We start from the raw sequence: 23,711 nt of genomic DNA, 5'->3' as shown, positions 1-23,711 counted from the left end.
TGGACGGTCAGAGCGTGAGGGCGCCCGTGGCGAGCGCGACGACGGCGGCGATGGCGCCCGCGACGCACACGGCGAGCACGGCGAGGTCGACCCGGCGGAAGGCGCGCAGGCCCTGCTCACGGCGGGCACGGACGTACAGCAGGGTCGCGGGGGCGTAGACGAGGAAGGACAGCAGGGCGAACCGCCAGCCGGCCGCGACGACGAGCAGCGTCGTGTAGGCGGTGGCCAGCACCGCGACGACGAGCTCCCCTCGCGCGCCCGTCCGCAGCCCGACGCGCACGGCGAACGCGGCGGCCAGAAGCAGGGGGACGAGCGAGAGCGCTGCGGTCAGCTCGAGCGCGAACGAGAACGAGTCGTACGAGAGCGTCGTGACGACGAGCATGACCTGGACGAGCACCGCGGACAGCAGCAGCGCCGGGGTCGGCACGCCGCGGCGGCCCGTGCGGGCGAGGAAGCGCGGCATGTCTCCGGCCTTCGCGGCGACGTGCAGGACCTCCGCGGCCATGAGCGACCACGCGAGGTAGGCGCCGAGCACCGACACGATCAGACCGACGCTGACCAGCACCCGGCCCCACGGCCCGACGGCCGCCTCCAGCACGCCCGCCATGGACGGCTGGGCGAGCGAGGCGATCTCCTCGCGCGGCAGGATGCCGTACGCGACGAGCGTGACCGACGCGAACACCGCGAGCACGCCCAGGAAGCCCAGGACGGTCGCGCGGCCCACGTCCTCGCGGCGGCGGGCGTGGCGGGAGTACACGCTCGCACCCTCGACCCCGAGGAACACGAACACCGTCGCGAGCATCGTGCCGCGCACCTGGGTGGTGAGCGGGCCCGCGTCCAGGCCGCCGCCGAGGTTGCCGGCCAGCACGTCGAGGTCGAGCACCGTGGCGCACAGCACGACGAACACGAGGATCGGCACGACCTTCGCGATCGTCACGACCCGGTTCACCGACGTCGCCTCTCGCACGCCGCGGCGCACGAGCAGGAAGAACGCCCACACGCCGACGCTCGACGCGACCAGCGCAGGCAGCGTGCTGCCGTCGCCCAGGGCCGGCAGCAGCGCGCCCAGCGTCGACATGATGAGGATCCAGTAGGTGACGTTCCCGACGCACGCGCTGGCCCAGTACCCGAACGCCGACAGGAACCCGGGGTACGGCCCGAACCCGGCGCGCGCGTAGCTGTAGACCCCCGCGTCGAGCCGCGGCTCGCGCACCGCGAGGTGCTGGAAGACCAGCGCGAGCATGAGCATCCCGAGGCCCGCGACACCCCACGCGACCAGTGCGCCCCACACGCCCGTGTGCGCGGCGAACTGCCGGGGCAGGGAGAACACGCCCGCGCCGACCATCGAGCCGACGACCATCGCCGTCAGCGCCGGCAGCCCGATGGTGGCGACGCGGGCGGCCGCCCCGGGCCGTGCCGGGGCGTCCGGCGGCGCGACGGCGCCCGTCGCGGGGGAGGTGGCGCTCGGCGCCGTGACGGTCGAGGTGCTCACGATCGGCCTTCCGGTGGGTGCCGCGTCGGACGCGGCGTGCGGCTGGGTACGACGTCGATGCTGCGCCGCGCGCACCACCGGCCGGGCGGCGGCGTGAGTGCTGCCACTCACGCGCACCGCGGACGCGCCGACGGCGGCAGCGATTGACGGCGTCCCGGCCGGGCGGGAAGGTCGGGGGGTGGCCACGACGACTGGTCCCCGCAGCGCCGGGCAGCTCGCCCTGCGCGTCGCCGTGGTCGAGGACGAGACCCTCATGCGGACGTTCGTCGGCCGGATCCTCGACGCCCAGCAGGACATGCGGCTCGTCGCCGAGGCCGCGGACTACGCCGAGGGACGTGATCGCCTGACGCCCGGCACGGTCGACGTCGTCGTCATGGACGTGGACCTGGGCACCGGCAACGGCATCGCGCTCGCCACCGCGGTGCAGCGCGCCGACCCGCACGTCGCGATCCTGCTGCTGTCGGCGCAGGACGTCCTCGACCTGGTGCTGGCGGCCCGCGCGGGGAACGCGCGCCCCTGGAGCTACCTGTCGAAGAAGTCCTCGCTCGACGCCGCGACCCTCGTGCGCGCCGTGCGTGGCGCCGCCCGCGGTGACGTGGTCATCGACCCCGAGCTCGTCGAACGCGCGCAGACGCGCGCCGGGACGCCGCTCGCGGGACTCACGGCGGGGCAGGTCAAGGTGCTGCGTCTCGCGGCCGAGGGGTTCTCCAACGCCTACATCGCGGAGAGCCTCGGGATCTCGCCGCGCTCCGTGGAGAACCACCTGTACGCGATCTACCGGGCGCTCGACGTGCCCGCCGACACCATGAACCCCCGCGTCGCGGCCGTGCTCGCCTACGTCCAGCAGACGAGCCGGTACTGATGGACCCCGACGAGCCGGTCCGTCGCGCGCTCGTCCTCGGCACGGCGAACGTCGTCCTCGTCGGGCTCGCGTCCCTCGCGCAGTGGGTCGCCTGGCTCGGGGAGAACGCGGCCGGCCTGCAGCCCACGCCGCCCGATGCCTGGCGTGCGCTCGGCGTCGTCGTCGCGTCCGTCGGTCCGGGTCTCGTCGCCGTGGGGGTGTGCCTGGGGGCGCTGCGGATCACCGAACGCGGCTGGCCCTTCCGGCTCACGGCGGCAGCGGTCGCCTCCGTCGTCGCGGGGACCGCCCGCCTGGTCGTGCTCCTGGAGCTGCGCCGCACGCCTGGCGACGTCTGGTTCGTCGCGGCGGAGGCCGGGTTCGGCGTGCTCGTCGTCCTCGCCGCGCTGCTCGTCCCCGTCTACGACCACGACGTCACGGCGCGCGCCCGCCGCGAGGAGGCTCGACGCATCGAGGAGGAGCGCCGGGCCGCCGAGGCCCGGCACCAGGCGGAGGTCGCCGAGCTCGAGGTGCGTCGCGACGTGTCGCGTCGGCTGCACGGCACCGTGCAGCAGCGCCTCGTCCTGGCGTCGGTCGAGCTCGAGGCGCTCGCGGACACCGTGCAGCCGGCGGCGACCGCGGACCGGGTGCGCGCGGTCGCGGGGGAGCTCGACGAGGTGCGTGAGCAGGACGTGCGCGAGATCAGCCGGTCGCTCCTGCCCGCGGGCGTGGACATCGGTCTGCGCGAGGCGCTGTACGTCGCGCTCGGCCGGCTGCCCGCGAGCGTCGCGACGAGCGTGACGTTCACGGACCTCGTCGCCGCGCACCTGGACGACCCGGACCGTCCGCACCTGTCCGTCGTGGACCGGCTGCTGGTGCTCGACGTCGTCGAGGAGGCCGTGACGAACGCCGTCCGGCACGGCGGCGCGGGGTCCGTCGCGGTCGCGCTGGACGTGGACCTGCCCACCGGCCCCGGTGAGGGCCCGGCACTGGTCGTCACCGTGGACGACGACGGGTCCGGCCCGGCGGCCGGCGTGCAGCTCAGCGGGCTGGCCCGACTGGACGAGCGTGCGCGCGGGCGTGGGGGAGCGGTGACCCTCGGTCCGGGGACGCACGGCGGCGGGCGGGTGCAGGTGCGGCTGCCCGTCGGCCCCTCCGCCGACGCCCGCACCTGACGACCCGCCCGCCGCCTCGTGGACCCTCAGACGTCGGCGCCCTCCAGCACCAGCGTGGTCCCGCCCGAGCGCACCTCGAGCGTGGTCCCCGTGAGGGTCAGCGTCGGCCGCTCCGTGAGGAGCGCGCCGAGCCAGTCGTCCTGCGCCGCGAGGTCGGGCGGGCAGGCCATCATCGACGTCGCCAGCGACTGCGTGACGAGCGTCCCGTCGTCCCACGTCGCGGGACCCAGCAGGTGGTTGCACCCCGCCGTCGCGGCCAGGTGGTCGTCCTGGAACGCCAGCACGACGTACGTGCCGTCCACGAGCTCGTGCCCGTCGACGTGCGTGCTGACGAACGAGAGCCCTGCGAGGTCCGGCCCGTCGACGGGGCGGGACGTGAGGGTCGCTGCGGTCGCCACGCCGGCGGCGAGCACGGCGGCGGAGCCGATGACGACGGGGCGCAGGAGACGCGTGCGCATGGGGGTGTCCTTCCGGTCCTGCGCGGGCCTCTCCCACGCGACGGACCCAGTGGACCCGGTGCGCAGCGCACCGCGTCCGGCCGCGTGAGTGGTGCTACCTACGGTGACCCGGCGGGTGCACCGGACGGCGACCTCCCGTCGGGCGTGCCGTCCACGGCGAGGCGGCGCGCGAGGTCCTCGGACCCGCGCGCCAGGAGCGTGACGTCGGCGCCCACGAGGACGAAGCGCGCGCCCGCGTCGACGTAGGTGCGCGCGAGCGCGGCGTCGAACGCGTTGACCCCGACGGGCGTGCCCGTGGACCGCACGGCGTCGAACGTGCGGCGCACCGCGGCGACGACGTCGGGGTGGGTCTGCCGGCCGAGCAGCCCCAGGGACGCCGCCAGGTCGGACGGGCCGACGAAGACGCCGTCGACGCCGTCGACGGACGCGATGTCGGCAGCGGCGTCCACGCCTTCGGCGGTCTCGACCTGCACGAGGAGCGACACGTGGTCGTCGGCGTGCGTGAGGTAGCCCTCGACGCGGTCCCAGCGCGCCGAGCGCGACAGCGCGGAACCCACCCCGCGGCGCCCGCGGGGCGGGTAGCGCACGGCCTCGACCGCCGCTCGCGCGGCGTCCGCGGTCGACACCATCGGCACGAGGAGGGTGCGTGCGCCGAGGTCCAGCACCTGCTTGATCGTCACCGGGTCGTCGTCCGGCACGCGGACGACGGGCGTGACGGGGTAGGCCGCGACCGCCTGGAGCTGCGCGAGCACCGACTCCAGCCCGTTGGGCGCGTGCTCCATGTCGAGCAGCAGCCAGTCGAGACCGGCCCCGGCGCAGATCTCGGCGACGAGCGGGCTGCCGGTGCACACCCACATGCCGACGAGCGGGCGGTCGGCGGCGGCGAGCGCGTCGCGGAGCGTGGGCGTCAGACGAAGCGGCACGTGATCGTCCCCAGGTCGCGGTAGTCGGCGTGCACGGTGTCGCCGGGGTGCACCCACACGGGTCGGGTGAAGGAGCCGGCGAGCACGACCTCCCCGGCGTCGAGGCGGTCGCCGTGCCGCGCGAGCGCGTTGGCGAGCCACGCGACGCCGCGCGCCGGGTGCCCGAGGACCGCGGCGGCGACGCCGGACTCCTCGATGCTCTCGTTGCGGTGCAGCGTCGCGGCGACCCAGCGCAGGTCGACGGCGTCGGGTGCGACGGGCCGGCCGCCGAGCACCATCGCGCCCATCGCGGCGTTGTCGCTGATGGTGTCGACGATCGTGCGTCCCGCGAGCTCGACCCGCGACGACAGGACCTCGAGCGCGGGCACGACGTAGTCGGTCGCACGCAGCACGTCGAGCAGGGTCGCGTGCGGCCCGTCGACGGGCGCGGCGAGCACGAAGGCCAGCTCGACCTCGACGCGCACGTTCGAGAACCTGCCGTGCTCGAGGACGGCGCCGTCCTCGTGGACCATGTCGGCGAGGATCGCGCCGTAGTCGGGCTCGTCGATCCCGGTCGCCGCCTGCATGACCTTCGACGTGAGGCCGATCTTGCGGCCCACCGGGCGCCGACCCGCCGCGACGGCGCGGCGCCGCCACTCGCGCTGCACGGCGTAGGCGTCCTCGACCGTCATGCCGGGGTGCCGCGCGGTGAGCAGCGGCACGGTGGTGCGGCCGCGCTCCGCGGCGGCGAGCTCGTCGGCGATCGCGGCGACGACGTCAGCGCCGAGCACGGGCACCTCCGAGCGACGCGACGCGCACCGGGCCCCGGACGCCGCTCACAGCTGGTGCCCCAGCTTGTACTCGCCCTGCTTCCAGCTCGGCAGTGCCTCGGGCGCGTCGCCGGGCCGGGTGTAGGAGAACCCGTCCGCGCCGATGGTCACCGCCATCTCGCTCGAGTCGGTGCGGGCGACCACGGGCTGCGGGACGCCGTCGAGGTCGAGCACCAGCGACGCCTCGGTGTACCAGGACGGGACCACGGGGTTGCCCCACCAGTCGCGGCGCTGGTTGTCGTGCACGTCCCACGTGACCACGGGGTTGTCGGGGTCGCCGGTCCAGTAGTCCTGCGTGTAGATCTCGACGCGGTGCCCGTCGGGGTCGCGCAGGTAGAGGTAGAACGCGTTGGACACGCCGTGCCGGCCGGGCCCCCGCTCGATGCGGTCGGACATCCGCAGCGCCCCGAGCCGGTCGCAGATCGCGAGGACGTTGTGCTTCTCGTAGGTCGCGAAGGCGACGTGGTGCAGCCGCGGCCCGTCCCCACCGGTCATCGCGGTGTCGTGCACGGTCGGCTTGCGGCGCATCCAGGCGGCGTACGTCGTCCCGGCCGCGTCCTGGATGTCCTCGGTGACGCGGAAGCCGAGGTCCTCCAGGTGCCGCACCGCGCGGGGGACGTCCGGCGTCACCTGGTTGAAGTGGTCGAGTCGCGCGAGCACGCCCGGCGGGTGCAGGTCGTACCGCCACGCGAGCCGCTCGACGTGCTCCACCTCGTGGAAGAACTCGTACGGGAACCCGAGCGGGTCCTGCACGCGCACCGCGTCGCGGACCCCGCGCGTGAACCCGTCCGCGCGCCGCGCGACCCGGCAGCCCAGCTCCTCGTAGAAGGCGACGGCCCGGTCGACGTCCTGCGGGGAGCGCACACGGAACGAGAACGCCGCAGCCGCCGCGACGGGCCCCTGCCGCAGCACCAGGTTGTGGTGCACGAACTCCTCGTAGGTGCGCAGGTAGACGCACGTCTCGTCCTCCTCGGTCACGACCAGGCCGAGCACGTCGACGTAGAAGTGCCGCGACGCCGCGAGGTCGGTCACGACCAGCTCCATCGCGACGCACCGCACGACGTCGGGGGGCGGGGACGCCGGTGTCGGGATCCGGTCCGGGGTCGCGTCCACGTCAGCGTCCCTCCCTCTCGTCGTGCGTGCCGTGCGGGGTCGCCCGGCCGAACGTGGGCTGGTGCGCGTCGCCGAGCGCGACGTGCACGGCCTGCTGGTGGGTGTAGAAGTCGATCGAGCGGTACCCGCCCTCGTGCCCGAGGCCGGACGCCTTGACGCCGCCGAACGGGGTGCGCAGGTCGCGCACGTTGTTGCTGTTCAGCCAGACCATCCCGGCCTCGACGGACTGCGCGAACGTGTGCGCGCGGCGCAGGTCGTTCGTCCACACGTACGCCGCGAGCCCGTACCGGACCCCGTTGGCGAGGGCGAGCGCGTCGGCGTCGGTGTCGAACGGCGTGATCGCGACGACCGGTCCGAAGATCTCCTCCTGGAAGATGCGCGCGTCGGGCGGCACGTCCACGAAGACCGTCGGTGCCACGTAGCTGCCGCCCGGCAGGTGGTCCGGCGGTCCACCACCCGCGACGAGCCGGCCCTCCGTGCGGCCGATCTCGATGTAGCGGAGCACCTTCTCGACGTGCTCGGGGTGGACGAGCGCGCCGACCTCGGTCGCCGGGTCGTGCGGCGGGCCGACGACGACGCGCCGCGCCTGCTCGGCGAACCGCCCGACGAACTCGTCGTACACCTCGCGCTGCACGAGGATCCGGCTGCCGGCCGTGCACCGCTCCCCGTTGAGCGAGAACACCCCGAAGACGGTCGCGTCGACGGCCGCGTCGAGGTCGGCGTCCGCGAAGACCACCGCGGGCGACTTGCCGCCGAGCTCCATCGACAGTCCCTTGAGGTGCGGTGCGGCGTTGGCGAAGATCAGCTGCCCCGTGCGGCTCTCGCCCGTGAAGGAGACGAGCGGCACCCCCGGATGCCGCACGAGCGCGTCCCCCGCCTCCTCGCCCAGGCCGTGAACCAGGTTGAACACCCCCGTCGGGACGCCCGCCTCCTCGAAGATGCCCGCCCACAGCGACGCCGACAGGGGCGTGAACTCGGCCGGCTTGAGCACGACGGTGTTGCCCGTCGCGAGCGCGGGCGCGAGCTTCCAGGACTCGAGCATGAACGGCGTGTTCCACGGCGTGATGAGGCCCGCGACGCCGATCGGCCGGCGGTTGACGTAGTTGAGCTGCCGCCCCGGCACCTTGTACGCGTCGTCGACCTGCGCGACCACGAGGTCGGCGAAGAAGCGGAAGTTCTCGGCCGCGCGCCGCGCCTGCCCGAGGGCCTGCGTGATCGGCAGCCCCGAGTCGAAGCTCTCGAGCTCCGCCAGCCGGGCGTCGCGGGACTCCACGAGGTCCGCGACGCGGTGGAGCACGCGCGAGCGGTCGCGCGGCAGCATCCGCGGCCAGGGTCCCTCCTCGAACGCGCGCCGGGCCGACGCCACGGCCCGCTCGACGTCCGCCGCCTTCCCCGCCGCCGCCTGCACGTACGGGGTGCGCCACACCGGGTCGAGGACGTCGAACGTCGCGCCGTCCACCGAGTCGACGTGCTCGCCCCCGACGTAGTGCCGGATCCGGTCCGGCAGGTCCGCGGGCACCGGCCCGCGTGCCGTCACCGCGCCGCTGCTGTCGTCCATGCTCAAGGCCTCCTCGCGCCGGTCACCGCCGGCGACTCGTCGGGGTGCTCGTGGCTCAGGTAGGCGACGAGCGTGGCCGAGCGGTGGCCGCGCGCCGCGCGCTCGACGTCCGCCGGCGGTGCGCCGGCCTCGATCAGGTCGACGAGCGCGTCGTGCTCGCGCACCGACTCCTGCGCGCGGCCCGGGACGAAGCTGAACGTCGAGTCACGCAGGTGCGCGAGCCGGACCCACTCGGCGTCGACGAGCGCGCGCAGGCGCAGGTTGGGGCACGCACCGAACAGCACCGCGTGGAAGCGCTGGTTGAGCGCCGTGAAGACGCGCGGGTCGAAGTCGTCGAGCTGCTCCACGAGCCGCTGGTTGAGCTCGCGCGCGAGGCGTAGGTCGTCGGCCGTGAGGTGCGGGGCCGCGAGCGCCGTCGCCGCCCCCTCCAGGAGCGCGAGGGTCTGCATGCTCTGCCGGTACTGCGAGTCGTCGATCATCGAGACCCGCGCGCCCACGTTCCGCTCGAACGTCACGAGCCCCTCGGCCTCGAGCCGGCGGACCGCCTCGCGCACCGGCACGACGCTCATGCCGAGGTCGTGCGCCACCGTCGCGAGGACGATGCGGTACCCGGGCGCGAGCTCGGCGGACGCGATCCGATCCCGCAGCCACAGGTACGCGACCTGCGACTTGCTCGACGCGCCCGCACCCGCACCCGCCGGGTCGCCGCCGTGCTCGTGCGGGGTCACCGGCCGGCCCGCCACGCCTCGTACCGGGCACGCCAGGCCGGGCCCATCGGGAACAGCCCCTCGACCGCGTGCCCCGCGGCGACCTGCTCGGCGACCCACGCGTCCTCCTCCTCCTGCGCGAGCGCCGCGTCGACCACCTCCCCCACCAGGCCGGGCGGGATCACGACCACGCCGTCCGCGTCGCCCACGACGACGTCCCCCGGCTCGACCGTCGTCCCGCCGCACGCGACGGCGACGTCGACGTCCCACGGCACGTGCCGGCGGCCCACGACCGCGGGGTGCGCCGCAGTCGCGAAGACGGGCAGCCCGACCGCCGCGACGGCCTCGCGGTCCCGCACGGCCCCGTCCGTCACCACGCCGGCCGCGCCGCGCTCGCGGGCGCGCAGCGCGAGGACGTCGCCGAGCGTGCCGGCGCCGGTCTCGCCGCGGGCCTCGATCACGAGCACCTCGCCCTCGCCGAGGGTGTCGAACGCGCGCTTCTGCGCGTTGTACCCGCCGCCGTGGCGCGCGAACAGGTCCTCGCGCCCGGGCACGAGACGCAGCGTGCGGGCGGTGCCGACCATCCGCGCGCCGGGGTGCAGCGGTGCGACGCCGTCGACCGTCACCGCGTCCAGGCCGCGCTTGCGCAGCTGCGCGCACAGTCCCGCGACGGGCGCGCGGGCGAGCCGGTCGCGCAGGTCGTCCGTGAGGTGGAACCGTTCCGGCTCGGGTGCCAGCCCGGCGGCGGCCCGCGAGCCCCACGCGTCCGCGCGCTGCATGTCGTCGACGGTGGGCAGCGCGCCGAGCGTCGCGTCGAAGGGGTGCTCGCCCTGCACGACGGTCGTGACCAGCCGTCCCGTCGTGGGGGAGCCCAGGACGTCCGGGGCGTCGACCTCGACCTCGACGACGTCGCCGGGGACGAGCACGGACGCGCCCGCGGGCGTGCCCGTGAGGACGACGTCGCCGGGTTCGAGCGTGAGGTGCTGCGACAGGTCGGCGACGACCGCGGCGAGCGGGAAGAGCAGGCCGCGGGTCGTGTCGTCCTGGCGCAGCTCGCCGTTCACCCAGGTCCGCAGGCGCAGACCGCCGGGGTCGACGGTGCGTGCGTCGAGCAGCGCGGGGCCCAGCGGCGTGAACCCGTCGCGCCCCTTGGACCGCAGGTTCGAGCCGCGGTCGGCGGCGCGCAGGTCGTAGACGCCGAGGTCGTTCGCGGCGGTGACCCACGCGACGTGCTCCCACGCCCGGTCCGCGCGGACCCGGTGCGCGGTGGTCCCGACGACGAGCGCGATCTCGCCCTCGAACGCGAGCAGCTCGGTCCCCGCGGGACGCTCGACGGTGCCGCCCGACGGCGCCACCGAGCTCGACGGCTTGAGGAAGTACGACGGGTGGGCGGGTCGCCGGCCCCTCTGGTCGGCGCGCGAGGCGTAGCCCACGTGCACGGCGACGACCTTCCCGGGGCGGCCGGGCAGCGCCGCGAACCTCGGGTCCGCTCCGTCGCGGGCCGGTGCGTCGGGCATCCGTCCTCCTGCTCCTCGTGCTCGTGCCGGTCGGTGGTCGGTGGGGTCGGTCGGTGGCCGGCGGGCGGTCGTTCACCGGCCGGGCGCGGCTGGGACGGGGACGGCGCGTGCCGCGTCGAGGGCGTTCGCGGTGCTCGCCGCGTGCCCGAGGTGCGCGGCGTTCGCCGCGTTCGCCCGCACGATCTCCTCCTGGTACGGCGCGACGACCGCGGGGGAGACCTGCAGGTCGAGCAGCAGGAAGGGACGCTGCGCGGGCGGTCGCGCGGACCAGCGCGCGAGCACGTCGAGGTCCGCCAGGGACCGCACGGTCACGCCCTGCGCACCGGCGGCGGTCGCGAGGCCCGCGAAGTCGACGCCCGGGATGAGCATGGGCTCGCGGGCGAGCCCCTGGCGCCCGTAGACGTGGATCTCGGCGCCGTAGGCCGCGTCGTTCCACACGACGGCCATGCCGCGTCCGCCCGCGACGCGCACCGCCGACTCCAGGTCGGCGAGCGCCATGAGCCCGCCGCCGTCACCCGTCGTCAGGACCACGGTCGCGTCGGGCCGCGCGAGCGCCGCCCCCGGCACCGAGGCGAAGCCGAGCCCGATCGCCTGGTACGCGGTCCCGACCATGAGCAGCCGGTCCGGCGCGGCGACCGGCCAGTACATGTTCGCCCAGGCCAGGAAATGGCCACCGTCGGACACCACGACGCGGTCGGCGGGCAGCAGCTCCGCGAGCCGCGCGGCGGCCGAGCGCGGGTCGAGCCGCCCGTCGGGCGCGACCGGCTCGCCAGGGTCGTACCGGCGCGCGGCGGCGACGTCGACGGACTCGCGCCACCCGCTCGGGTGCGCGCCGTCGAGCGCGGCCAGGACGTCCGCGGCGACGCCGGCCGCGTCCCCACGCACGTAGCCGCCGACGTGCGGGTGCGTCGCCGCCGGGGCGACGTCCACCTGCAGCACGCGCGTCCCGGGCGCGAACAGCTCGCCGAACCGCATCGTGAACTGGTTGAGGGACGCCCCGACGACGAGTGCGACGTCCGCCTGCCGCACGAGCTCCATCGCGCCCTGCGCACCGAACCCGCCCGCGACCCCGAGGTCGAACTCCGGACGCGGGAACACCCCGCGCCCGAGCGCCGTCGTGACCGTGAGCGCCCCCGTCGCGTCCGCGACGGCCCCGAGCGTCGCGCCCGCGCCGGACAGCCACGCACCGCGGCCCGCGAGCAGCAGCGGCCGGCGTGCGGACGCGAGCGCGTCGGCGATCTCCCGCACCGCGGCGCGGGCGAACCCACCCTGGGCGGGCAGCGGCGCCGGCAGCCGGGGGCCGGCCACGTCGGGCACCGGCCCGGCGTCGGCGGCGGCGACGTCGTAGGGGATCGCGAGGACCGTCGGGACCCGGTAGGTGAGCGCGTGCTCGACCGCGATGAGGGTCGTGGCGGCCGCGTCGGCGCGCCCGACCGTGTACGTGCGCGCACCTACCGCGGACGCGAGCGCGATCTGGTCCACGTCCCACGGCCGCGGGCCCGACGTCGGCTCGTCGCCCACCACCAGGACGAGCGGGACGTGCGCCTGCACGGCCTCGGCGAGGGCCGTGAGCGTGTTCGTGAACCCCGCCCCGTAGGTCGCGGTCGCCGCGGCGAGCCGGCCCGACGCGCGGTGGTAGGCGTCGGCCGCGACGACGGCGCCGGCCTCGTGGCGGACGGCCGTGAACGTCGCGCTGGTCTGGCGGGCGAGCGCGTCGAGGAAGTAGGCGTTGCCGTTGCCCATGAGCCCGAAGACGTGGTCGACGTGCGCGGCGAGCGTGACCGCGGCGTGGGCGGAGACCGTGGGCATCGATGACCTTCCCGGTGCGTCGGGCGGTGGTGCCGCGTCCCGTCGCCGCGCCCCGGCGGCGCTGCCGGGTGCGGGCGCCACGTCGGGCCGCGCACTCGGCAGCCTAGCCACAGGCGTATACGATCCGCACGAGGGCACGTCGCCGCACGCGGCGCGCACCTCCAGCACCGCCTCGACAACGACGTCCGAGGAGTCCGCGATGCAGTTCCACCACCACGGCTACGTCTCGGGCGACCCGCGGGTCCAGCCCGCCGCCGGGGTCGGCCTCGACCGGCCCGAGGAGCTGCCCGACGAGGTCGACGTCCTCGTCGTCGGCACGGGGCCCGCGGGCATGATCACCGCCGCGCAGCTCTCGCAGTTCCCCGACGTCGTCACGCGCATCGTCGACCGCCGGCCCGAGCGGCTCGCGATCGGGCAGGCCGACGGCATCCAGGCGCGCAGCGTCGAGACGTTCCAGGCGTTCGGCTTCGCGGGGCGCATCGCCGAGGAGGCGTACCGCATCACCGAGATGTGCTTCTGGCACCCGGACCCCGACGACCCTGCGCGCATCGTGCGCGGCGAGCGCCCGCCCGACGACCCGTCCGGCATCAGCGAGTTCCCGCACCTCATCGTCAACCAGGCGCGCGTGCTCGACTACTTCGCCGAGTTCATGGCGTTCGCACCGACCCGCATGCGTCCCGACTACGGCTACGAGTTCCGCGACCTCGAGGTCGCCGACCAGGGCGGGCACCCCGTCACGGTGCGCCTCGTGCGCACGAGCGGCGCCGACGCGGGGAGCGAGAAGGTCGTGCGGGCGCGGTACGTGGTCGGCGCGGACGGCGCGCACAGCGGCGTGCGGCGCGCGATCGGCTGCACCCAGACCGGCGACAGCGCGTTCCACGCGTGGGGCGTCATGGACGTGCTCGCCGTGACCGACTTCCCCGACATCCGGCTCAAGTGCGCGATCCAGTCCGGCGCGGGCGGCAGCATCCTGCTCATCCCGCGCGAGGGCGGGCACCTGTTCCGCATGTACGTCGACCTCGGCGACGTGCGCCCCGAGACCCGTGACGCCGTGCGCGCCACGACGATCGAGCAGATCGTCGACCACGCGCAGGCAATCCTGCGGCCCTACTCCCTCGACGTGAAGGACGTCGCGTGGCACAGCGTCTACGAGGTCGGCCACCGCGTCACCGACCGGTTCGACGACGTGCCCCTCGACGAGGTCGGCACCCGCACGCCGCGCGTGTTCATCGCGGGCGACGCGTGCCACACGCACAGCGCCAAGGCCGGTCAGGGCATGAACGTCTCGATGCAGGACGGCTTCAACCTCGCCTGGAAGCTCGGCTACGTCCTGTCGGGACGCAGCCCGGACAGCCTGCTCGCGACGTACTCGCAGGAACGGCAGGTCATCGCGCAGGACCTCATCGACTTCGACCGGCAGTGGTCCTCGCTCATGGCCAAGAAGCCCGACGAGCTCGCCGACCCGGCCGAGCTCGCCGCGTTCTACGTCCGCACGACCGAGTTCCTGTTCGGCTTCATGACGCAGTACCCGCCGTCGATGGTCGTCGCCGAGCCCGTGCACCAGGGGCTCGCGACCGGCTTCCCGGTCGGCAAGCGGTTCAAGTCGGCGCCGGTCGTGCGCGTCGCCGACGCCAACCCGCTGCACCTCGGGCACCAGCACCGCGCCGACGGCCGCTGGCGCGTGTACGCGTTCGCCGACCGCCCCGCCGCGGGGCGGCCGTCCGCGCTGGCCGCCTGGGCGCGCTGGATGGCCGGTGCGGCCGACTCGCCCGTCCACGCGCACACCCCGGCGGGCGCGCAGCGCGACAGCGTGCTGGACGTCAAGGTGGTCTACCAGCAGCGGCACACCGACGTGGACCTCGCGGCGGTGCCCGCCGTGTTCCTGCCCCGCACAGGCCCGTTCGCGCTCGTCGACCACGAGAAGGTGTTCGCCGTCGACCCCGAGCACGACGTCTTCGCCGAGCGCGGCGTCGACCGCGACGGGTGCGTGGTCGTCGTGCGCCCCGACCAGTACGTCGCCGCCGTGCTGCCGCTCGACGCGACCGACGAGCTCGCCGCGTTCCTGCGCCGGCACCTGCTCGTCCAGGTGCCGGTGCACTGACCCGGGGACGCCCGTCAGGCGGTCGCGTGCGCGAGGCGCGCGGGCGTCTCGTCGTCGAACTCGGCGAAGAACCCCGCGACGCGGTCCGTGAGCTCGCCCATGCCGTCGCACGCGAACAGCACGGGCTGGTAGTGGCTGATGTCGTAGGCGAGCGTCGCCATCTGGTGGAAGTCGACCGGCCGGATGTCCGCGCCGCGGAACTCCTCGATCTCGCCGTACGACGAGAGCAGCCCGGCGCCGTAGGCACGCAGCTCGCCGTCCTCGTACATCACGCCGAACTCGATCGTGAACCAGAAGACGTCGGCCACGTACTGCAGCCCCTCGGCCGTCTCGCACCGCCGCGCCGCCTCGCCCGCGCGCCGCTTGACCTCCGCGATCGCCGGGTTCGCGAGCAGGTTCCCGTGGCCGACCACCTCGTGGATGATGTCCGGCTCGGGCGTGTACAGCGGCTGCGACGGGTGCCGCAGGTACTGCGTCGAGTGGAACACCCCGTCGGCGAGCGAGCCGTAGAAGACGTCGAGCGGCACGAGCCCCGCGGCCGGGTGCAGCCGGAACCCGCTGAGCGGCTCGAGGCCCGCGCTCACCTCGTCGAGCTGCGGCACGTGGTCCGTCGGCAGGCCGAGGGCCTCCTTGCCCTCGAGGTAGCCGCGGATCGCCAGCCGCTCGTGCTTGGGTGCGAGCTCGCGACACACCGTGCGCCAGATGTCGTTCTCGCTGTCGGTGTACGCGACGCGGGGCACGGGCTCGCCGGGCCGCCACGCGAGCGCGGGACCGGCGATCTCGTCGCGCCGCCGCCGGTACTCCTCGTCGTTCGCGCCCGGGTGGTCGTCCGCGAGGTGCACCCGGGCCCTGCCCTCCTCGTCCGCGGTGACGGGGGCGTAGAGCTGACCCTCTTCGAACATGCGACCCGTTCTACGCCCGATGCGCGCCCGACGCATCCCCCGTGCGGGAGTGCCGCACGGCCCCGTGGGCGGCGCGGGCTACCGTGCGGTCATGGTCCCCGCGCTGCCGCCCTCGTCCGTGCCCACCGCCCGTCAGGTCGCCGACCGCTGGGTCGACACGCTCGCCGACCTGGACCCGTCGGTCGGCACCGCGCTCGGCACCCGGCCCGACGACCGCCGCATGCCGGACCTGTCGCCGCAGGCCGCGGACGAGAAGGCGGACGCCTCGCGGCGCGTGCTGGCCGACCTCGACGCCGCCGCGGTGCGCGACGACGACGACCGGCGCTGCGCGACGCTCCTGCGTGAGCGCCTCACCGCGCAGCTCGCGGTGCACGACGCGGGCGAGCACCTCGCGGCGTTGCGCCCGATCGCGTCGCCGGTGCACGCGCTGCAGTCGATCTTCCTGCTCATGCCGACGGCGACCGAGCACGACTGGGACGTGGTGGCCGACCGCATGGCGCAGGTCCCGGCCGCGGCCGAGGGCTTCCGCGCCTCGCTCGCGGAGGGCCTGCGCCGCGGTGTGCGCAGCGCGCCGCGGCAGGCGCGGGCCGTCGTCGGCCAGCTCGACGAGTGGCTCGCCGCCGCCGACGGGCGCGGCTGGCACGCGGGCTTCGTCGCGGGTGCCGACGAGGCGGTCCTGCCGGGTGCGCTGCGCACGCGCCTCGACGAGGCCGCCCGCACGGCGGCGTCCGGCGTCGCCGACCTGCGGGAGTGGGTCGCCGCGCAGTACCTCCCCGCCGTCGCCGACGAGCCCGACGCCGTGGGCACCGAGCGCTACCTGCTCGCGGCCCGTCTGCACACCGGCGCCGACCTGGACCCGCACGAGGCCTACGCCTGGGGCTGGGACGAGCTCGCCCGGATCGAGGCCGACATGGCCGCCGAGGCGGACCGCGTGCTGCCCGGTGCGGCCCCGCAGGAGGCGCTCGCGCACCTCGACGTGCACGGGGAGGTGGTCGAGGGCGTCGAGGAGGTCCGCGCGTGGCTGCAGCGGATGATGGACACCGCGATCGCCGAGCTCGACGGCACGGTCGTCGACGTCGCGGAGCCGGTCCGCCGTGTCGAGGCGATGATCGCGCCGCCCGGCGCCGCGGCCGCGCCGTACTACACGCGCCCGTCGCTCGACTTCGCGCGCCCGGGCCGCACGTGGCTGCCGACGCTCGGCCGCGACCGGTTCCCGACCTGGGACCTCGTGAGCACCTGGTACCACGAGGGCGTCCCCGGCCACCACCTGCAGCTCGGCCAGTGGGCGCACCGCTCGGGCGACCTGTCCGTCTACCAGACGTCCGTCGGGTCCATCCCCGCCACGACCGAGGGCTGGGCGCTGTACGCCGAGCGGCTCATGGACGAGCTCGGGTACCTGCGCACCCCGGGCGAGCGGCTCGGGTACCTCGACGGGCAGCGCATGCGGGCGGTGCGCGTGGTCATCGACATCGGGATGCACCTCGGCCTGCCGATCCCCGCGGCCCGCGGGTTCCACCCGGGGGAGCGGTGGACCGCCGACCTCGGCGAGGAGTTCTTCGCCGCGCGCAGCGGCTCGCCCGCCGCGTTCGTGCACAGCGAGGTCGAGCGCTACCTCGGCTGGCCGGGCCAGGCCATCAGCTACAAGCTCGGCGAGCGGGCCTGGCTGTCCGGCCGGCGCCGGGCGCGCGAGCGCCGCGAGGCGTCCGGCGAGACGTTCGACCTGCGCGCCTGGCACACCGCCGCGCTCGGGCTGGGCTCGCTCGGCCTCGACGACCTGGAGCGTGAGCTCGCCGCGCTGTGACGTCGTGACCAGGGACGAACGTCTCCGGCGCGGCGCCCGTGCCCGGAGGACGGTGGGGTCATGACAGCGATGGTGGTGTTCGAGTCCATGTTCGGCGGCACCCAGGCGGTGGCGGAGGCGATCGGCGCGGGTATCGCCTCGTGCGGGCTGCCCGTCGACGTCGTCGAGGTCGGGCGCATGGTCGGCGCCGGCGAGCACGAGGCGTGGCCTGTCGAGGACGCGCTGCTGCTCGCGGTCGGCGGCCCGACGCACCTGCGGACGCTCAGCTCGGAACGCACGCGTGCCACCGCCCGCTCGCACGGCACCGTGGTGTCCGCGCTCACGGGCCTCGACCACTGGCTGACGGTCGCGGGCCCGGTCGTGCGGGGCCGCCCGGTCGCCGCGTTCGACACGTCGTGGGGCACGCAGGACGCCGGCTCGGCCGCCGCGGTCATCGCGCGCCGTCTCGAGGAGCTCGAGGGCCGGCTCGTCGCACCGGCCCGCACATTCCTCGTGACGGGCGAGTCGACGGGCCCGTCGCCCGCCGAGCTCGAGCAGGCCTGGGAGTGGGGCCGGGGCCTCGTCGCCCGTCTCGCCTGACCCCCGCCTCGCCCGCCGCGCGCCACGTCTCCCCCCGGTCGTGACCGACGGCCTAGCTGCGGCCGGTGCGGGAGGACGTCGCGTCGGACGTCACGCGCTCGCCGACGACCTGGCCGCCCGGCTGCCGACGGCTGCGCTAGGCGCACGGCTTCGCCGAGAACGTCGACGCCGTGCACGGCACCGGCCTGCGCGACCGCGCGGACACCTGGGCCGCCGCGGCCCACCTTGCGCTGGCCCGCGACGCCGCCACCCTCGCGGGCACCGGGCACGCGCCGGCGAGCCCCGCCTGACGCCCGGCCGTCCGTCGTCCGGGCGCCGGCCCCGCGCGTTGCCCTTCCAGGCAGCCGCACTGCCTCGTCGGCCGCCCAGGCGTCGGCCGACGGTGCGGCGGCCGGTCCGAGACTGGGGAAGATCCCTGCTGCCGGAGGCGCCGTGCCGCACACCCACGAGACCGGCTCGACCGCCGACGCCGTCGACCGTGGCAGGCGGGGCGCGTCCACGGTCGAGCGCGACGGTCACCACGACGCGACCGTCCCGCTGGTCGCCGTCCCCACGCAGGCGCGCGGCGGGGTGCCGCGCGCGCTCGTGCTGCGCCTGCAGCAGCAGGCGGGCAACGCAGCTGTGTCCCGGCTCGTGCGGCTCCCCGAGCGGCGAGACGTCCTTCCGGAACCCGCCGCGGCCGCGGCCGGCGCGCTGAGCGAGACGGAGGCCGCGCTCGTCGAGACCCCGGGCGCGGTGACCGCCGACGCGCAGCCCGCGGGCGCCGCCGGTGCGGCCGCGGGAGGTCAGGGCGGGCCGGACGCGGGTGCGGACCAGGGGTCCGGTCCTCCCGCGCCGGACGCGGCCGTGGCGCCGGCCGTGCCCGCACCCCCCGCCACGGTCACCGCCGACGTGCCCGCGTCCTCCGGCCCGGTCAGCACCGACGCCGACGCGGCCGTGACCGACGTGCCCGCGTCAGCCACGGCGACCACCGACGCGAGCGTGACCGACGTGCCCGCGTCCGCCACGGTCACCACCGACGCGACCGTGACCGACGTGCCCGGTGCTCCCGCCACGACCGGGGCGGCCGCGGGAAGCGCCGGTCAGGCCGGTGCTCCCGCCACGAGCGGCACCGCCGTGGGAACCGCTGATCCGGCTGGCCCGGCCACACCTCCCGGCGCCGGCACGGAACCGGTCGAGGCAGCAGGGCCGCCCGGTGGCCGTCCCGAGGCGGTCACCTCGTCGGGGCAGGAGTCACGTGCCGGATCCACGGCCGTGCCGCCGACCGCCGCCGGCGCGGACCGCGCGGCGGTCCCGCTGGACCAGCGCCCCGCCCCGCGGCCGGCGCCTGTCACGGCGCCCGCCGGGTCGGCCAGCACCGTGACGTCCGGCGCGCCGGCTCCCGTGGCGGAGGCCGCCCCCGCGGTCGAGGCCGGACCAACGACGACCGGTGGTGCGGCGCCGTCCGTCGACGTCGGCGGGGGCGCGGGTGGGGGCGACGAGGGCGGTGGGCCGCCGCCCCCGCCGCCGGGTCTGAGCGACGAGGAGCTGGCCTCGCTCGACGGTCAGGCGGGAGGCGGGATCGCCGAGCCGCAGGCAGGTGCCGGGCCGTCGTCCGACGGCGACGTCGCGCCGGCCACGGGCACGCCGGCGCCCCCCGGGGGAGTCGCCGGTGCGGCCGGGGCGCAGGACGTGGACGCCGCGGAGACCGCGGAGCCGGAGGCTGGTGGGTCGGACGCCGCGACGCCCGACGCGGCCGGGCACACGGCGGCGCAGGACGCCGCGACCGCCGACGTGGCACCCGCCGAGGTCCCCGGTCCGGACGCCGGCACGCCCGCGCCTGTCGAGGAGCCGGAGGCGTCGACCGGGGCCTCTGGCCCGACGGAGACCGAGCAGCCGCCTGCTCCCGACGGTGCCGGGGCAGGCGTGGCCGAGAGCCTGGACGTGGGCTCGGTCGCGGGGGACGAGGGCGCGGCCGCGGCGCCCGACGCAGCCGAGGCTGTCGACGAGGCCGAGAGCGCCCCGGAGGTCGATGCCTCGACCGCGCAGGAGGCCGTGGCGGCCGGTGCGCAGGCCGAGGTCGAGGAGGGCTCGGCGCCCGGTCCGGAGCCCGCCGAGTCCGGCGGCGGCGGGGGCGGCGGCGCGGCCGTCGAGGATCCGCCCGCCGCGCCGCCGCCGGACGTCTCGGGGGCGCCGCCCGAGCAGGCGCTGGCGACGGTCGCCGCCCTGCGTCCGACGCAGATGGCCGCGACGCTGGCAGGCGTCGACTCCGCCGCCGGCGCGGCGGTCGCACGCGAGCAGGCCCGGCTGGGCGCCGCGCCGCCCGGCACACCCCGCTCGCGGGAGCGACGCAGGCGGCACCCGCGTCTGCGCAGGTGCCGAGTGGCGGGGCGGGCTCGACCGCGCGGGTGCGGGCGGTCGAGCCGGGGGCGGCGCGCCCCACCCCGCAGCCGCGCCCGCTGCCGACCCCGGGGCCGGCACCCGTCGCGCGCGTCGCCCCGCCACCGCTGCCCGCGAGCCCGGAGGGCGGCCTGACGGAGGAGTCCGCCCGGAACCTGTCGGCGACGATCGACCGGCTGCCGGTGCGCGACCCGGGCGCGGCCCTCACCCCCGGCCCCGCGCCGCAGCTCCAGCTCGCGGGCGACGCGGACCCCGGCCAGGTGAGCGCGCAGCAGGCCCAGCTCGCCGAGGGGACCGCGCACGCGCAGGCCGAGGGCGCTCGGGACGCGGCCGAGCCGATGGGCGAGGACGCGGTCCGGCCGACTGTCGCCGTCGAGACGTTCGAGGCGGACGTCGGCGCGGGCGGTGCGGCAGGCGGCGCGGCGGGTTCGGCGGGACCGGCCGCGGCGACGGCCGGCGCGGGCGGCGGTCCCGGCGGCGACGGCGCGGCCGGCGAGGACGCCGCGGTCGACGCCGTCGTCGAGGAGCAGCAGGGCCCGGCCCTGCGTGCGGCGGCCGCCGCCGGCTCGGCACGGATGACGGCGGCCCGCCAGCAGCACGCGGACCAGGAGCAGGCGCAGCGCGCGCAGTCCGCGCAGCAGGTCGCGGCGCTCGAGGCGCAGCACGCCGAGGCGGAGGCGACCCAGCGCGCCGACGTGCGCGCCGAGGTCACCGGCCAGCGGACGGCGTGGCGTGCCGAGCAGGACGCGCTCGCGGCGGGCGCCCATGCGGAGGCGCGCGTGGTCTCCGCGGACGCGGGCGCGACCGTCGCGGGGGAGCGTGCGCGTGCGCAGACCGAGGCGGCGCAGGCGCACGCGCAGGGCCAGGAGGAGGCGGCGCAGGCCCGGCAGGAGGGCGAGCAGGAGGCCGCACGGGCGCGCGCGTCGGCGAAGGAGGAGAGCAGCGGCGGCTTCTTCGGGTGGCTCGCGTCGAAGGCGACCGCGCTGTTCGACAAGGTCAAGGCGGGCATCTCGGCCGCGTTCGAGAAGGCCCGGCAGGCCGTGAAGGCCGCGGTCGAGAAGGCGCAGGCGCTCGCCACCGCGGTCATCGAGAAGGCGCGGCAGGCCGTCGTCGCCGCGATCCGGCTCGCCGGGGCCGCGCTCACCGCCATCGGCGACCGGCTGCTCGCCGCGTTCCCGGCCGTCCGCGAGCGCTTCCGGAACGCGATCCGCGCGGCCGTCCAGCGCGCCGAGGCCGCGGTGAACCGTCTAGCGGAGGGCCTCAAGGCCGGCGTGCGCGCGGCGCTCGGGCTGCTGGGCCGCGCGCTCACCGCGCTGCTCGACGGGCTCGAGGCAGGCCTCAAGGCCGCCGTGAACGCCGTGGCCGCGACCGTGACCGCCGCCATCAACGCGGCCAAGGCCGCCCTCGCCGCGATCGGCGCGTTCCTCGCGGTCGCGAAGGACGTCGCCGCGAACCCCGGCGCATGGCTGCGCAACCTGGGTGCGGCCGTCGTCGACGGCATCCGCAACCACCTCTGGAAGGCGCTCAAGACCGCCGTCCAGCAGTGGTTCAACGACAAGGTCGAGCAGGTCCTCGGCCTCGGGCGGGCCGTGTGGAACCTGCTCACCAAGGGCGGCATCTCGCTCGCCAAGATCGGGGCGATGGCGTGGGAGGGCCTCAAGGCGGCGATCCCGCCCGCGCTCATCGGCCTGCTCGTCGAGAAGCTCGTCTCGATGATCGTCCCCGCCGCGGGCGCGGTGCTCGCGATCGTCCAGGGGCTGCAGGCGGCCTGGGGCACCGTCAGCCGGATCCTGCAGGCGATCGACAAGTTCATCACGTTCCTCAAGGCCGTGAAGAGCGGCTCGGGCGGTCCCGCGTTCGCGGACGTCCTCGCCGCCGCCGCCATCACGGTCGTCGACTTCGTCTCGAACTGGCTGCTCGCCCGGCTCGCCAAGGGCGCCAGCACGGTAGCCGGCAAGATCCGCGACATCGCCCGGAAGATCGGCGCCGCCCTCAAGAAGGTCGCGACGAAGGTCGGTGGCGCGCTCAAGAAGCTGGGCAGGAAGATCGGCGCCCGCCTCAAGGGCCTTCGCGACCGGTTCCGGTCCTGGCGCGACCGTCGCCGCGTACGCCGGGGCGCGGACAAGGGCGCGGGGACGAAGGCCGACGAGCAGGCAAGGAAGCAGCAGCGCCTCGACCGCGCGGTCGCGGCGATCAAGCCCGCGGCGACGCAGATGCTCACCAAGGGCGTCTCACCGCTGCGGTTCCGCGCCGCCCTGGCGTACTGGAGGATCCGCTACCGGCTCACGTCCCTGACGCTGAGCGGCGACGGGAGCATCGTCGCGACGGTCAACCCGACGACGACGCTCGACGACCCGAAGGGCAAGCAGGTGCCCGACGCCGAGCTGGCCGCGCTGCTCCTGCCCGTCTTCGTCAAGGCCGAGCAGCAGTACCGCGAGCAGCTCGCGGCGGCGCCGACCGCCAACGCGCAGCTCGAGTTCGACTTCGCCCGGGCCAGCGCGCAGGGCTACGCCGACCCCGGCAGCCCCGGCAGCCTCGAGGGCCTCAACCGCTTCCAGCAGGCCGATGTCCTGGCGAACCAACGCCCGGGCTCCAACAAGCGGCAGGTCGAGCGGGGGGTCTCGATCTGGACGCCCACCGCGGCCTACGACGACTGGTCCCCGGCCACCGAGGGCGGCGCCGCGCTCGTCGGGTTCGTCGACCCCTCCGGCGGCCGGTACAACCCGCCGCCGAAGATCAAGCGCGGGAAGAAGCTCACGGACAAGCTGCTCGAGCAGCTCAAGACGAAGCGCGAGAAGGGCATGACGGCACGCCTGCGCCGCGAGGCCGCGGCACTCGGCCTGTCCGAGGCCGACGTCGCGGGTGCGCTCGCCGGGAGCCGTCGCTCCGACGTCGAGAGCCTGCGCAGTCGCATGACACCTGCCACCACCAAGGCGGGCGCCAAGAAGCGCGAGAGCTTCATCGCCAAGCTCCACGGGCAGAACGTCTTGTCGCACAGCGTCGAGACCGGCCGGCGCGAAGGCATGCGCACGACGATCGCCATGGGCATGACCTTGCTCGGCATGCCGCGCGTCGACGCCGACGGCAACCCGCTCCTGGGACCGGAGGGCCGCCCGCAGACGGTCGCGAGCCTCCACGACGTGCTCCAGGGCCGGATGGCGCCCATGGCGCCCGAGGGCTCCGCGTCGCGGGCCAAGAAGCCGGAGAAGCGGGTCCTGCCGAGGCTGGAACCGATCCCGGCGACGGAACCCGGCGGCAAGCCGAAGCGCCGCAAGGCGAAGACGCAGTACGCGACGGTGCCCGAGCTGGCCGAGCGGCAGCGCCTGCGCGCAGTCGGCCGGATCTTCGCCACGCTGCTCGAGACGGCGAAGAGCCGGCCGGTCCTGGCCTCGCCTCGCGGGCACGACCTCAAGGCGCTCGCGACGGCGATCGAGATGTTCCTCGGCGCGCGGCTGCGGCGGCACCCCTCGCCCGACGAGCTCGCGGCCGCGCAGGCGCTGTTGCAGGGTGAGCTCGTGGCATTCCTGGCCAACTTCCACGGGAGGTGACG

At 76.0% G+C, this 23,711-nt stretch carries 16 protein-coding genes; 6 read left to right on the top strand and 10 right to left on the bottom strand.

What is annotated here, in order from left to right; all coding sequences use genetic code 11:
* Positions 1–7: 7 nt before the first annotated feature.
* Positions 8–1,492, bottom strand: a complete 1,485-nt coding sequence (locus CELF_RS10520; RefSeq protein ID WP_013771235.1) for a basic amino acid/polyamine antiporter — start codon at positions 1,490–1,492, stop codon at positions 8–10.
* A gap of 178 nt (positions 1,493–1,670) precedes the next feature.
* On the opposite strand from CELF_RS10520, the gene CELF_RS10515 reads away from it, so the two are divergent.
* Together CELF_RS10515 and CELF_RS10510 are read left to right on the top strand one after the other, a co-directional pair.
* Positions 1,671–2,354 carry a response regulator transcription factor gene (locus CELF_RS10515; protein ID WP_013771234.1) on the top strand — a complete coding sequence of 228 codons (684 nt, stop codon included), beginning with the start codon at positions 1,671–1,673 and terminating at the stop codon, positions 2,352–2,354.
* Positions 2,354–3,505 carry a sensor histidine kinase gene (locus CELF_RS10510; protein ID WP_013771233.1) on the top strand — a complete coding sequence of 384 codons (1,152 nt, stop codon included), beginning with the start codon at positions 2,354–2,356 and terminating at the stop codon, positions 3,503–3,505. The genes CELF_RS10515 and CELF_RS10510 overlap by 1 nt, the downstream gene beginning before the upstream one ends.
* Before the next feature lie 26 nt (positions 3,506–3,531).
* Here the strand turns inward: CELF_RS10510 and CELF_RS10505 are convergent, their stop codons facing one another.
* The 8 genes from CELF_RS10505 to CELF_RS10470 form a co-directional block, all read right to left on the bottom strand.
* The gene (locus CELF_RS10505; RefSeq protein ID WP_013771232.1) at positions 3,532–3,963 is read right to left on the bottom strand and encodes an META domain-containing protein; all 432 of its coding nucleotides are present in this window, start codon (positions 3,961–3,963) and stop codon (positions 3,532–3,534) included.
* A 98-nt stretch (positions 3,964–4,061) separates the two neighbouring features.
* Positions 4,062–4,886, bottom strand: a complete 825-nt coding sequence (locus CELF_RS10500; protein WP_013771231.1) for an HpcH/HpaI aldolase family protein — start codon at positions 4,884–4,886, stop codon at positions 4,062–4,064.
* Positions 4,871–5,656: a fumarylacetoacetate hydrolase family protein gene (locus tag CELF_RS10495; protein WP_013771230.1), complete on the bottom strand. Its 786-nt coding sequence runs from the start codon at positions 5,654–5,656 to the stop codon at positions 4,871–4,873. The genes CELF_RS10500 and CELF_RS10495 overlap by 16 nt, the downstream gene beginning before the upstream one ends.
* Before the next feature lie 45 nt (positions 5,657–5,701).
* Complete coding sequence (hpaD, locus tag CELF_RS10490) at positions 5,702–6,808, bottom strand: 3,4-dihydroxyphenylacetate 2,3-dioxygenase (protein WP_013771229.1); 1,107 nt, start codon at positions 6,806–6,808, stop codon at positions 5,702–5,704.
* A 1-nt stretch (position 6,809) separates the two neighbouring features.
* A complete protein-coding gene (locus CELF_RS10485; protein ID WP_013771228.1) occupies positions 6,810–8,366 on the bottom strand; it encodes an aldehyde dehydrogenase in 1,557 nt (518 codons plus the stop codon).
* A gap of 2 nt (positions 8,367–8,368) precedes the next feature.
* Positions 8,369–9,094, bottom strand: coding sequence for a GntR family transcriptional regulator (locus CELF_RS10480; protein ID WP_013771227.1), 726 nt, complete (start codon positions 9,092–9,094; stop codon positions 8,369–8,371).
* The gene (locus CELF_RS10475) at positions 9,091–10,590 is read right to left on the bottom strand and encodes a fumarylacetoacetate hydrolase family protein (protein WP_013771226.1); all 1,500 of its coding nucleotides are present in this window, start codon (positions 10,588–10,590) and stop codon (positions 9,091–9,093) included. The genes CELF_RS10480 and CELF_RS10475 overlap by 4 nt, the downstream gene beginning before the upstream one ends.
* A gap of 72 nt (positions 10,591–10,662) precedes the next feature.
* On the bottom strand, positions 10,663–12,399 hold the full coding sequence (locus tag CELF_RS10470) for a thiamine pyrophosphate-binding protein (RefSeq protein ID WP_013771225.1): 1,737 nt from the start codon (positions 12,397–12,399) through the stop codon (positions 10,663–10,665).
* Between the two features lie 199 nt (positions 12,400–12,598).
* On the opposite strand from CELF_RS10470, the gene CELF_RS10465 reads away from it, so the two are divergent.
* Entirely contained in the window at positions 12,599–14,500 is a 1,902-nt protein-coding gene (locus tag CELF_RS10465) for an FAD-binding monooxygenase (RefSeq protein ID WP_013771224.1), read from the top strand.
* Positions 14,501–14,514: 14 nt separating this feature from the next.
* Here the strand turns inward: CELF_RS10465 and CELF_RS10460 are convergent, their stop codons facing one another.
* Positions 14,515–15,402 carry a phenylalanine 4-monooxygenase gene (locus tag CELF_RS10460; RefSeq protein WP_013771223.1) on the bottom strand — a complete coding sequence of 296 codons (888 nt, stop codon included), beginning with the start codon at positions 15,400–15,402 and terminating at the stop codon, positions 14,515–14,517.
* Positions 15,403–15,493: 91 nt separating this feature from the next.
* Here CELF_RS10460 and CELF_RS10455 point away from each other — a divergent pair, with 91 nt between their 5' ends.
* The 3 genes from CELF_RS10455 to CELF_RS10445 all read left to right on the top strand — a co-directional run bounded on the left by CELF_RS10455 (position 15,494) and on the right by CELF_RS10445 (position 23,709).
* Entirely contained in the window at positions 15,494–17,203 is a 1,710-nt protein-coding gene (locus CELF_RS10455; RefSeq protein WP_041554136.1) for a DUF885 domain-containing protein, read from the top strand.
* Between the two features lie 60 nt (positions 17,204–17,263).
* The gene (locus tag CELF_RS10450) at positions 17,264–17,782 is read left to right on the top strand and encodes a flavodoxin/nitric oxide synthase (protein WP_013771221.1); all 519 of its coding nucleotides are present in this window, start codon (positions 17,264–17,266) and stop codon (positions 17,780–17,782) included.
* 2,354 nt (positions 17,783–20,136) lie between these two features.
* Positions 20,137–23,709, top strand: coding sequence for a hypothetical protein (locus CELF_RS10445; protein ID WP_169317634.1), 3,573 nt, complete (start codon positions 20,137–20,139; stop codon positions 23,707–23,709).
* Positions 23,710–23,711 lie beyond the last annotated feature (2 nt).

The sequence above is a fragment of the Cellulomonas fimi ATCC 484 genome (assembly GCF_000212695.1).
In the GTDB taxonomy this organism is placed as follows: Bacteria; Actinomycetota; Actinomycetes; order Actinomycetales; family Cellulomonadaceae; genus Cellulomonas; species Cellulomonas fimi.
This window is presented reverse-complemented; position numbering and strand designations above follow the sequence as displayed.